Source organism: Flammeovirga sp. AWQ4_249, assembly GCF_056161045.1.
In genome coordinates, this window is record NZ_JBSWYJ010000014.1 from 122968 (window position 1) to 137446 (window position 14479).

General features: G+C 36.1%; 3 protein-coding genes. All 3 read left to right on the forward strand.

All coding sequences use genetic code 11. The features are described 5' to 3' along the window. Positions 1-95: 95 nt before the first annotated feature. Positions 96-7403: an InlB B-repeat-containing protein gene (locus ACXAHM_RS12730; RefSeq protein WP_474960823.1), complete on the forward strand. Its 7308-nt coding sequence runs from the start codon at positions 96-98 to the stop codon at positions 7401-7403. Between the two features lie 72 nt (positions 7404-7475). Next, positions 7476-8153 (forward strand): hypothetical protein, encoded by a 678-nt coding sequence (locus ACXAHM_RS12735; protein WP_474960824.1) that lies wholly within the window; start codon positions 7476-7478, stop codon positions 8151-8153. A 535-nt stretch (positions 8154-8688) separates the two neighbouring features. Beyond that, positions 8689-14286, forward strand: a complete 5598-nt coding sequence (locus tag ACXAHM_RS12740) for an InlB B-repeat-containing protein (RefSeq protein ID WP_474960825.1) — start codon at positions 8689-8691, stop codon at positions 14284-14286. Positions 14287-14479 lie beyond the last annotated feature (193 nt).

Consider the following 14479-nt stretch of genomic DNA (forward strand, 5'->3'; position numbering starts at 1 on the left):
TTTTTTTAAACAACATTCAACTACGTCTGCTATCCAACTATTAAGCACCACTTAATAAAAGTGATTTTTTGAAAGACAATAATGTTTGACTTGAAATGAAACGAATTAAAAGAATATTACTCTTCCTGACACTCTTCTATGTAAGTTTGGGCGTACATGCTCAAACGAAAAACATCGATGCGAATAGTCTTTCGGATAACCTTGTCGGTTATTTCAGTTTTGACGATAATGGCAATGGTGTTCAAAGTGATTGGGGAACTAGCAAAGACAATGCAGGTACTTTGATTGGCGGTGCAGCTTTTACGACTGCTGACGCAAAATACTCTGGAAGTGCCTTGGATATCAATGCAGCATCAGGTGATGCCTATGTCAGTTTTGATGATCTAAATAGTAATCCTTTTGTCATGAAAGGAGCAGCAGCGATTACTATTGCATGTTGGGTACAGCCACACCAAATTGGAACAGGTTATGACCAATATATTGTTTCTACAATGGATGACAATGGTGGAGGAAGTCACCGCTTAGAATTGAGAAGTGATGATCGCTTTAATTCTTTTGTTTCAATAGAATCAAGTAATGGTTTTGCCTATTCAGCCGCACATAAAGTTGGGCAAGATATAAACCTTAATGAATGGATTCACGTCGCATTTGTGTACAATAGTGCTGAAAGCAAAACCTCAATTTATATAAATGGTGAATTCAGTGGAGAAACAGTAAAAGATGGTTTCAATCTTGTTTCATTTAGTCGAAAATTAAATTTAGGAGCAAATGTAGCAGCTAACAGGGGACCCGTTTTACAAAATCAATTTGATGGTTTAATTGATGAATTATATTTCTTCGATAGAGCACTAAGCCTTGAAGAAATTGCTACATTAAAAGACATTCAAGAACCTTTAGCAGAAGCACCAACGTATACTGCTTCTTTCGATTTTGGCTATGATGCTAAAATCGAAGATATCATAGCTGTAACAGGAGATGATTATTATATAAATGTACCTTCAGCAGATCGTGAAGGATATACTTTCAAAGGATGGTTTTCAGCACCTAACGGAGCAGGTGATGAGTTATCAACTCCAACGGTACAAGTAATGGAAAATGTGACGTATTACGCACATTGGGAATTGGTGAATTATACCATTACATTAAACAAAGCAGAAGAAATTATAACAGAGAACTTTACGATTACAGACCTTCCAAAAGCCATTATGGCAGATACAAAAGCAGGTGAAAATTTTGTAGGATGGTTCAAAGATAATGGTAAAGAAGATCTATTGATCAACAGTGAAATTACGTCAATTGGTGATGTTGAACTATGGTCAGACTTTACGACAAATGCTACTTTTTATACTGTAACGCTTACAGATGCAGGTGATGTATTTGGTCAACGTATTGCAAAGGAGGAAAGAAGTTATTTAGTGGCTTTACCTCAATTCTCAGAGAGAGATAACCAGCGTTTTGCAGGTTGGTATACAGAAGAAAATGGAGAAGGCGTTCGTTTCGATATTGAAACAGTGATTACTTCAAACATCACCTTATATGCACATTGGACTTCGATGGCTTCTGATGAGGGAAATAACTTAGATATCGATGGTTTATCGGCTAACCTTATTGGTTATTTCAGTTTCGATGAAAGCCTAGAAGGTGATGTTGTTGCACAAGAAGGTAGTGCAAAAGGAATGATGGGTAGCTTTATGGGAGCAGGTGCAAAATTAAATGCTACGGATGCTGTTTATTCAGGAAGTGCATTAGAAATTGACCCGACAAGCGGTGCTGCTTATGTAGGTTTTGACCAATCCAATAGTAACCCTTTCATCATGAAAGATGCAAGTGCAATGACTGTACTTTGCTGGGTGAAAACAAACGAATTAGTTTCAGAAGATAAATATATCATTTCGACAATGGATGATAATGGTGGTAGTAGCTACCGTTTGAATATTAGAAATGACAACAGAATGAATACTTTCCTTCCAACTGATGGAGGAAGTGGTTTTGCGACTTCAGATAATCATCAAATTGGTGGAAATCTTAATGTAGACGAATGGATTCACGTAGCAATTGTATACAACAGTGCGGAAAGCAAGACAGAAATTTTTGTCAATGGTGAATCAAGTGGTGAAACAATCAAAGATGGATTTAATCTAAACAGTTTCGATCGAAAATTAAACTTTGGTGCAAATGTAGCAACCAATAGAAATCCTGTGATCCAAAATCAGTTTAATGGTTTAATTGATGAACTTTATTTCTTCGATAGAGCATTATCTCAAGATGAAATTCAAACAATACAAGGATTAAATAATCCTGTTGAACCATTAAAAGAATACATTGCGATATTTGATTATAGAGACGGTGTCAATGTGGATACACTAAAAACAACAGTCTTAGATAATTATGAAATTAATACTGCATTAGTTGCAACTCCAGTAAGAGAGGGATACAACTTCCAAGGTTGGTTTACAGAAAGAAATGGAATGGGTGAGCAATTTGACCCAATGAGTGATAATATTTTATCTTCTGATGTACAATATTTTGCACATTGGAGTTTAGAAGCTTATACGATTACTTTAAATACTGCCAATGGTATTGAAACGGAAATGTTTTACATCAATGACCTTCCAAAAGTAGTTGCTGCTGACACGAAAGATGGAGCACAATTCTTAGGTTGGTATACGAATGAGGAAAGAACACAATTATTAGTTGATGCAACAATTACATCTATTGGAAATGTTGAATTATGGTCTTCATTTACAGCTGGAGAATCTTTCTATAATGTAAGATTATCTGATAGAGGCGAGATCATCAATTCATTATTAGCCATTGAAGAAAATGGCTATAAAGTAAATCTTCCAACGCTTGAAGTTCGTGATGACAATTACCGTTTCGTGGGTTGGTTTACAGAAGAAAATGGCTTAGGTCAACGTATTACGACAGAAGATGCTATTGTGGCTGACGTAACTGTATTTGCCCATTGGCAAGCGATGGAATCTTCAAATGGAATCAATTTAGACATCAATGGTCTTTCAGAAAGCCTGGTGGGTTACTTCAGTTTTGATGAAAATCAAGCAGGTGATGTAGTAGTTGATTTAGGTACAGCGGTAGGTAGAAGTGGTGTATTTGTTGGTGCTGGAGCAGAATTAGTCAATGCCGATGCCAAGTATTCAGGTTCAGCTTTAGCCATTGACAATGCTTATGTTGGTTTTGATTTAGCCAATAGTGAGGAACTAAGAATGGGTGGAGCATCTAATGTAACAGTGGCATTATGGGTGCAGCCTCATAAAGAAGGTGAAAGACAATTTATTGTTTCAGCTACAGATGACAATGGTGGTGATACGCACTACTTAGAAGTGACAAATGGTGACCGTTTTAAAGGTTATATCGCTTCTTATGATGCTGATCAAACTCCTAATTACTCAAATGGTAACGCTCAGTCTTTAAACCATAGATTGAATGATAACTTAAACTTGAATGAGTGGGTTCACGTGGCGTATGTTTACAATAGTGCTGAAAGCAAAACAATCATTTATGTAAATGGTGAATATTCTGGAGAATATGTAAACACAGACTACGATCTAGTGACTTTCGATACACGTAAGTTTAATTTAGGTGCTCAAGTGGGTGTAACTAGAGATCCTGTAGTACAATATCAATTTGATGGTTTAATGGATGAATTATACTTATTCGACCGTGCCCTGACAATTGATGAAATCAATACCTTACGTGATTTAGAAAAACCAACAGCCCCTCTTTTAGAATACATTGCTGTATTTGATTATGATGACAATGCAAATGTAGATACATTAAGAGCTACTGTTTTAGACAACTTCGAAATTGATCCTGCATTAGTGGGAATGCCAGAAAGAGAAGGTTATGAATTCCAAGGTTGGTTTACAGAGAAAAATGGAGCAGGTGTAGCTTTTGATCCAGCTTTAGATATTCAATTATCTGAAGATGCGTATTACTATGCACATTGGACTTTAAAAGAATATACTTTGACATTGCATAAAGCAAACGAAACTGTTACTGAAATGTACGATGTTTCAGATCTTCCTAAAGTATTAATGCCTGATACTAAAGAAGGTGAATTCTTCATGGGATGGTTCAAAGATGAAGCACGTACTAAGTTATTAGTAGATAGTAAAATCACACAAACAGGTGATATGGAATTGTGGTCAGGCTTTACAGCAGATGAAGTTTTCCATACAATCACATTATCGGATAGAGCTCAAATTTATGCAACTAAAATTGCGACCATCGAAAGTGGTTACCAATTAGCGTTGCCAAAATTAGCGGCTCGTGAAGACAATTATCGTTTTGCCGGTTGGTTTACTGGAGAAGCAGGAACAGGAATGAAAATTCTTCATGATCATGTTTTTGCTCAAAGTGCTACACTTTATGCACATTGGACACCAATGACTTCTTCTGATGACAAAATGTTAGACTTGGATGGTTTATCTGAGAATCTTGTAGGTTACTTTAGTTTTGATGAAAATCAAAATGGAGATGTAGTTGTTGATGAAGGTACTGCTAAAGGAAACAACGGTGCATTCGTGGGTAATGGAGCGACATTATCTTCTGAAGCAAAATATACAGGAAGTGCTCTTTCAATTAATAATGCTCATGTCAATTTCGATTTAGAAAACAGTGCAAAATTCAGAATGGAAGGTGCTTCTGCAATGACAGTAGCGACTTGGGTAAAACCAACACAACAAGGTGATCAATACATTATTGCAGCGACTGATGAAAATGGTGGAGATGCTTACCGTCTAGAAATTGACGGAGGAAGTGACCGTTTCAAAGCTTATGTAGCAACGTATAAAGAAGGTGCTGATCCTACTTTTTCAAATGGAAATACACAATCTTTAAACCATTCAATGAAGCTAAATGAATGGAATCACGTGGCATATGTTTACAATGCAGCTGAAAGCAAAACGTCATTATATGTCAATGGTGAATTTAGTGGTGATTATGTAAACACAGACTATGATCTTGTTACTTTTGATAACCGATTATTCAATATTGGAGCAATGGTGGCAGCAAACAATAGTCCATCAGTAACCAAACAATTTAATGGTTCGATTGATGAATTATATATGTTTGACCGTGCATTAAGTAGTGTAGAAATTGAAACAATCAAAAACTTAGCGACACCAAGACAGGGTTTATTAGAATATATTGCGGTATTCGATCATGGAAATAACATGGATGCTGATACAATTGGAACTACAGTTTTATCAAACTATGCACTTAACCTTTCTTCTTTAGAAGATCCAACAAGAGAGCATTATGATTTCCAAGGATGGTATACAGAGAGAAATGGTCAAGGAGAAATGTTTGATGCAGGTAACCCAATTACTTTAGAAGCAGATACAACGCTTTATGCACACTGGACATTAAAAGAATATGCCATTACTTATAATGTAGAAGCTGGAGTTGTAAATGACGAAAACCCAGTAACATTTACAGTAGAAGATCTTCCACTTACATTAAAAGAGCCTTCAAAAGTAGGTGAATATTTTGTAAGTTGGTATTCAGATGAAACCACGCAAAATCGTTTGCCTTTCGGACAAATCACAGAAGGAAAAGATACCGAAGTTTGGTCGAAATTCTCATCAAGCCCTGTGTATCAAATTTCTTACTACAGTGAAGGTGAAATAGTTGCACGAGAATATGCAGACCAAGATGAAAATTATGAAATCCCTACTTTAACAAGAGAAGGCTATACTTTTGGAGGTTGGTTTAAAGATGACGGAACTTTCGAAGAGGAATTCTCTACGATTGTGGGCTTATCAGAAAATATCTCAGTATATGCCAAATGGGATGTGAATCAATACAGTATCAGTTTTGTAACGAATGGAGGATCAGCGGTAGCAGATATTATTGCGGATTATAATTCAGCAATTTCAGCACCTGCTCATCCAACGTTGATGAACTATAGTTTTGAAGGATGGTATACAGATGAAGCATTGACAGTGGCTTACTTATTCCCTGAAACAATGCCAGCAGAAAATACTACGGTTTATGCAAAATGGTTAGAAGATCCGAAATATACGATCTCATTTAATTCAAATGGAGGCAGTGATGTGGAAAGTATTTTAGCGTATGCAGGAGCAAATATTTCAGCACCAAGAATACCTGTTTTAGAAGGCTTCTCTTTCGTAGGTTGGTATAAAGATGCTGGTTTAACAACTCCTTATATTATTCCACCTACAATGCCTGCGGAAGATGTAATGCTTTATGCGAAATGGGAAGAAAGTACAATATTTACGATCATTTTTGAAACGAATGGAGGTTCAGAAATTGAAGATGTTTATTTAGAAGTTGGTGATGTAATCACACCTCCAAATGATCCTGTTCAAGATGGATTTGTATTCCTTGGGTGGTTTGAAGATGCTGAATTAGCAACACCTTTTGAATTCCCTGAAACAATGCCAAATAACAACATCATTGTTTATGCAAAATGGGAAGAAATTGTTCAGTATGTCATTACATTTGAATCCAATGGAGGTACGCTTGTAGAAAGTATCATCTTGTTTGAAGGTGAAGAAATAACAGCACCAGAAAATCCAACATTAGATAGATTTGAATTCGCAGGTTGGTTTGCAGATCCTTATTTTACAGAAGCTTATACTATTCCTGAAACAATGCCTAGGGGTAATAGAACGCTCTATGCGAAGTGGGTTGCTCCATCACAAGAGTGGACAAATGGTATTGAAATTACTGCATATTCACCATCTTGTTATGGAACGAATGATGGTCGTTTAGTGATCATTGCTGGTGATCAAGGTATCAATGTAGCTTTAGGAAATTGGACCTTTGATATTGCAGCGGGAGAAGAACGGATAATGGGTGGACTTGCAAGTAACATCTATAACTTAACCGTTTCTTCTTTAGCGAATTCATCATCAATTAATTACGAAATTGAAATACCAACAGTAGATCCAATTGAAACAACAGCTTCTGTTTCAGGTAATAGAATTCATCTTTCGATTGATGGAGGAAAAGCACCTTATACAGTGCATATTGATAGTCAAGAATATACTTCTGAAGATGGTACAATTGAGATTTCAAACTTAAGACCAGGAAATTATAATGCCTTGGTAACGGATGGATCAACTTGTGCAACAGACCATATCAACTTTACAATTGGTAACTTGATGGTTTATCCAAACCCAGTAACAACGGGAACTATTCAAGCTGTGTTACCTTTTGACGCTGCGACTGAAAAAGTAAATGCAACAGTAATTGGATTAGGAGGAAATGTAATCTTTAGAAAAGAGAATCTAGCAACAATTTCTGGAAGAGTATTGAAACTTGATGTAAGTGCATTACCAAGTGGAAATTATTTCTTGAATGTACAATGTACAGCAACAGATTACACAGAAACAATCCAATTTATCGTGAAATAATTAATGCTTTGGGGAGGTAGTATATACATCCCCAAGGCTTTTTTAATAAAGATTTTAATAAAATAGAAAGTCATGAAATGTAAAAATTTATTATTACCGCTCAACGTACTTTTATTTTTGTTTGTAGGATGTGGAGAAGATGGAGAAACGAATAATGTTCCTTCTATTCCTTCTCACCGTTACACAGATAACCATACATGTGAAGAATTGACACCTACTTTTGAATGGGAATCAACAGATGATGATGGAGATCCTCTAACTTACAGTTTTGCTTTTGGTGAATCTGAAAATGAACTGGTAGAAGTGACAAGAGGATTAACAGAAGCAGCGTATGCTTTCACACCAGAAGATGGTCTGCAAGAAAGATCTGTTTACTATTGGCAAGTAAAAGTTACCGATGGTAAATCAGGAGAGATCAGTAGCCCAGTTTGGAGTTTTACAACATTACAGACACCTACAGCATCAGGAGTTCCTACCATTCCAGTATTGTTTGATATGAAAAAAGAAGAAGGCCAATATGTATTTTCATGGTCTACTTCATCAGACATCGAAGGGAGTGCAATCACTTACGATTTTCACATGGAAAGATTAACAGGTGGTGGACAAACTGTAGTTGAAAACCTTACAGAAACATCTTACGCGATCACAGAAGAAAATGCGAATACGGGCAATTGGGTTTGGTATGTTGTCGCAAAAGATACTGACGGAAATACAGTGTCAAGTGCAGAAGGTTTCGCTTCGATATTATAAGTGAAAAGTGAACAATGAAAAATGATAAACAATTATCCTTTCAATTTAGATACTAATAATTGAAAGGATAATTGCATTTTCAATTTAGCTAAAACCTCTCCCTCGTAGAGACACGATTTATCGCGTCTCCACACCACAAGTAAGAACCACAGTTAGGTAATTTCTTGTCAACAGAATGGAAAAATTTCAAAAAAAGGACATTCTAAATTGAAAGCATATCCCTCGTAGAGACACGATTTATCGCGTCTCCACACCACAAGTAAGAACCACAGTTAGGTAATTTCTTGTCAACAGAATGGATAAAATTTCAAAAAAAGGACATTCTAAATTGAAAGTATATCCCTCGTAGAGACACGATTTATCGCGTCTCCGCACCACAAGTAATAACCACAGTTAGGTAATTTCTTGTCAACAAAATGGATAAAATTTCAAAAAAAGGACAATTCTAAATTGAAAGCATATCCCTCGTAGAGACACGATTTATCGCGTCTCCGCACCACAAACAAGAACCACAAAAAATAAGCATCAATCTGAAATGAAACGCTCACAATCCATGACAACTAACATAAAAATATATATCCAAATCTTCCTCTTACTGATCACCACATTTTCAGTAAAAGCACAAGAATTAAATATCGAAAAAGCTGGTCTAGATATCGCCCTTCAAGGCTATTTCAGTTTTGATAATAACAACTGCAGCTTTGGTGAAGGTAGCTCAGCAGCGGGTACACTAATCGGTAATACCACAATCACAAATGAAGGATATTATACCAATTCAGCATTAACTATTTCTCCCAAAAATGGACAAAGTGCCTACATGGTACTCGAAGGAGACAATAGCGAAGCTTTCCGAATGGATGGAGCAGAAGCAATGACACTTGCCTTTTGGATTAAACCAATTCAACTTAGCGACGGAACAAGACAAAACATTTTAAAATTAGAAAAGAATGGTTACAGTTATTATTTCGAAATAAACGATAGAAATAACTTCAACACCTATCTTTCTACCATTAGTAAAGGAGAAGAAAGAGATTTTGGGAATGCCTTTGTTCAAGCAAGAAATCAAACACTAACAGAGGATAGATTAGAACAATGGTATCATTTAGCCATGACATTTGATGGAGATTCTACAAGAATGTATGTCAATGGCCAACTCAACAGCATTGATTATGTTCGTAAACCAGGATATGTTTTATTCGGAGGGACTGATCGCCTTTTATATATCGGTAATCAAGAAGATGAACAAGGTCAATTCGAAGGAACAATTGATGAATTGTACTTGTACTCAAGAGCGTTAGCAGCTGATGAGATTGTAACTTTAATGGAAATGGAAAACCCATTGGATGAATACTTTGATATTTTTGAAGTAAAATTTGACCCTAATAATAATGGGATTCCAGTGATAGAAGAAGCACAACCAAGTAACAACTATACGGTTCAAATCCCCGAAATCACTAGCATTGGTTATCACTTTAAATCTTGGAATACAGCGGCTGATGGAAGTGGAGAAACGTTAGCCTCTAATTTGGAAAGCATTGAAAATATTTCTGCTGATATCACTTATTATGCACAATGGGAAGTAATTGACTATTCAATTAATTATCAATTGAATGTGGCTGTTAATTCAGAAAACAATCCATCCACCTTTACTGTTGAAGATCTTCCTTTAAAATTAGAACATCCAACTTTATCAGGTCAAAGATTTAAGTATTGGTATACGGATGAAAACCTTGAAAATAGATTGGGTAACAATACAATTGACCAAGTAGGTAATTTAACGTTATGGCCTTCATGGCAGATCGTTGAGGAAGGAGCACCTTCCTATACGGACTATTGTGAAATGTTGTCGAGGGATATCAATGGAGACCATTATGGTTTTATGGCAGGAAATAAAATGTATTATGTAGCCGGTTCAGGGCAAGCAGAATACAAGGACATGAGGGAAAATGAAACGTTAGGTTTTACGCACCCAATGTTTAGAGATGGACGAGCAAGAGGGCATGGTGTCGTTGACGGAACAGGTGGAGTAGGACATGACCTTTGGGGTTGGGAATTTTGGAGAAGAGTGAAGTCAGCGTATGGTACAGTCATTATCAATGGAAAAAGATACCCTCATCCTACCCCAAAATCTTTGGATTGGAGACCTGACAAAATGATAGTAAAATACGAAGTAGCCGGGGTGCACATAACGGAAGAAAAATTTATCTCAGAGAATGATGTATTAAGTACAATCATCACAGCAGATCAACCTATTACCATTGAATTTGAAGGAGAAAGTTATTACGATACAAGAGATATTCCTACTTCAGACGGAGATGCAGCCACACCAAGATCACAGTCGTGTACTTCAACAGTCGACCATAATACGTCTCAAAATACAGTGGTACTATTGGAGAATGGGACGGCAATGGCCAAAACGATTTGGGGTGAACAAGCAGTAGTGGGTGAAATGATGTATGCAGGCCTTCATTTTGTGTACACTTCAGATCACACATTATATGATTTCAAAAGCGAGACTTTATCAGCAGGAAATGTGGGGTATTCATTTACTTTAGATATTCCAGCGTATGAAAAAGTGGGGCTATCGCTTAGTGTTGATGACATCGAAGAAAATGCAGTCAATAGAGCGAAAGAGGACCTTGCAGATATTGGTTTAAAAAGAGATCAAAAAACGGAAATGATGAATGGAATTCTCAATAATGAAATTCCATATTTCAGATGTTCTGACCAAGATGTCGTTGATGCCTATTACTTCCTTTGGTCATTGTATTTTATGTACTTTATGGAGATTGGAGAAGGATGGGAAACGTACCCTCATACACAGACAGCCGTCAATAACTTCATGGGTTTACACCTTTATGATTCATGGGGATTTTGTGGCGCAGGATCTTATACCGCTAATCAAGAAGCATGGAGTTTTGGTAATGCATTGTCTTGGAAGTACATGGTACAGTACAAAAATGAAGTCAATTTCATGCCTGATAATTTTGGGACCTATTGGTATTCTCCTGAAACTAGGATGAATTTTAACGGTGCTGTAGGACAAATCTGGAAACAATTTGACCACTCTGGAGATATGGATTTCTTACAAGAAGTCTATTTTGAGTTATTGAGACCACTTTATATTGACAACGAAAGCAAGTCAATTGGTGTCAATGAAGCACAAGAGTTAGGATGGATGGCAGAACAATTAGGAGAAACAGAAGACCTTGCCTATTGGAAATCTGTAGAAGAACAACAAACTGATCTTTTCTTAAATAATAAGTGGCCATGGTTGATGGAACAATACAACAATGATTCATGGAAGAATAGTTGGCATGTACATGAACTAAGAAATAGAGCTTTAACGCCTGAAATGACAGAAGAACATATCGATAAATTTGTTTTGGATACTGAACGTGGATTTATCTCTCCAAATGGTATTAATACAAGATCGGCAGATAGCCCACCCAATGGTATTTTCCGTGCAGCATCTATGAGTACATGGTTGGGGATTGATGGAGTTTTTACGCAAGGTGTAGATCACGGTGGAATTGCCATTACATTAAATCACTATGATGCCATGACAAGAGAATATGGTTACCCTGTAGCTCCTGAAGCTTGGGATCATAATGATGAAGCTTGGGGTTCTCGCTATTACAATTGGGATATTGCTGTTGTCATGCCAATCATTGAATGGATTGGTGGAACAAAGTACTCTTTTGTCAATGAAACATTTACCTATAACCCAAGACTTCCAGATAGTTGGGATTTTGTAGAAATGAAAGTACCGGTAGTTGTCGATGGCAAAACCAATTGGGTACATACAAAAGTGAATAGAGTACAAGAAGGAGAGCGTTTTGCGTTACATCATTCGATCTCAGGAAACCCATTAAAATATACACAAATTCAACCTTGGGATGATGAAAGAATAGTATTAGAAAAATCTTCTACTGTAGAAGAAACTTTTACTGATCATGGTAAAAGTATTTACAGTACAACTGAAAATCAATTGGATGCTACTTGGTATGTTGGGAATAAAATAGATACATTAGAAACGTTAGTTTGGACAAAACCACGCTCTAGAGAATTCGCAAATGAAGTAAATATTTTTGTGGATAATTTGATGTTAGGAACAACGTTACGTTATACTACAGATGGCTCTATTCCTACTGAAAATTCACCTATTTTTCCAGATACTTTAAAGATTACTGAAACAACCACTTTTACGTTTAAGGCATTTGGTTTCAATGCAGAATATGAACCTTATGTAGCAACTTATCAAAATATTGCCTTAAATCCTGATGAAGAAATATCAGAAACATTGTTTAATGGTTTAAAATATAAAGTTTTCGACTTAGAAGAAGGAACAAGAAGTTTACCTGATTTTACTACATTGACTGTATTGGAACAAGGTACAATTACAGGAAGTGAATTTGCACCTACCCTTGATTTTGATGCAGTCGGGAAGTTAGATCATGAATATTTTGGATTACATCTATCTGGATTTATTAAAGTTCCAGAAGATAAAATATATGAGTTTTTTGTTCGATCAGATGATGGATGTATCATTAAAATTGATGGGGAAGAAATCATTTATTTAGATGGTGTTTCTGATAAAGATCCATGGTTTGCTGAAGGCTCTATCGGATTAGAAGCAGGTTATCATTACATTGATATGTATTATACGCAATATTCTTATCGTCAAAAATTATCTTTAGAATATAAAGAATTAGGGGATAGAGAATATAAATTAGTGACACAAGATATGTTCTATGCCACTGAAAAATATGGTTTGACTTTCGATGAGAATGGTGCAGAACAGATCGATGACCTTTATCTTAATGTAGGTGAAAATATTACTCCTCCACTTGATCCAACTAGAGAAGGATATACTTTTGGTGGGTGGTATACAGATGCATCATTTGCTACTCTTTTTGACTTTCCTGCTACTATGCCTTCCAATGATTTAAGAGCATTCGCAAAATGGGATACCGATTTTTATAATGTGTATTACGAAGGGGAAGTAAACGGAGTAGAAGTGACATCAGGAACGGTTCAATTCTCCATTGATGATCTCCCTTTGACACTTTTTTCACCCACATCAGACAATTACCGTTTTGTAGGTTGGTATGAAGACAAAGCATTGACAATTCCTTTAGAAAATAATCAGATTACAACATTAAATGATCATGAAGTGTGGGCAAAATTTACAATTCCGTATAGAATTGCCTATCACTTAGAAGAAGGTGCTGTAAATCCTGAAGGACAAAAGACCAATTTCCTAGAAAAAGAATTGCCAATAACAATATTAGCACCGCATTTTGAAGGGAGAGTATTTGAAGGTTGGTATACAGATAAAGACTTCACAAAACCACTAGAAGGAAATCAGATTACAACAAAAGGAGATGTGACATTGTACGCAAAATTCTATGAAGAATATAGCATCACCTATCACCTAGAAGAAGGCATTGAAAACCCAAATCTAATACATACTTTCAATGCTACATCCCTACCAATTACTTTAGAAGAGCCAGTAATCGAAGGAATGTATTTTGATGGATGGTATACAAACGAAGCTTTAACGGAAAGATTAGAAAATAATACCATCACAACAGAAGGAAATCTACATCTTTATGGGCAACATCTACCTGCGACAACACTTTCATTTTACATTGATGAAGAAGTATATCATCGACAATATGTCGCGAAAGGAGAAGAATTATTCGTACAACTTCCAGAACCGCCAACAAAAGAAGGGTTTGAATTTGGAGGATGGTTTACCTCTGTGGATTGTATAGGAATTGAAGTAAATAACAATTCAAAAACAGAGCAAGACATGAAAGTTTTTGCCTGTTTCAGAAGCTTACTTACCAATACAGATGATGAATTAGCCTCTCAATTCAAACTATTTCCAAATCCTTCCAATGGAAACAAACTAACGATTTCTGCACCAAAGTTCCTTAATGGAATGACCGTAGAAATCAGTATTTATGACCTTACAGGAACACAACTTTTTAAACAAGAAAAAACAATACATTACAGCCTTACAACATTAGATATCTCAAAATTACCATCAGGGTACTATATGTTATCAATTCAAGAAAAAGGAAATGCAGAAATCATAAAAATGTTGAAAATGATTAGGCAGTAAGGAGAATGAAAAGTGAGAGAGGAATGAAAAGTGCATAATGCAAAACGCCAATCCACGAATTTCCATGCATAAATTCATGGGCTTAAGGTTGGCTATCCTTCCAAAAGCGTAGAATATAAATTGAAAGTATTCCCATGTAGAGGCACGATTAATCGTGTCTCCAAACCACAAGCAAATAATGAAAAGTGCATAA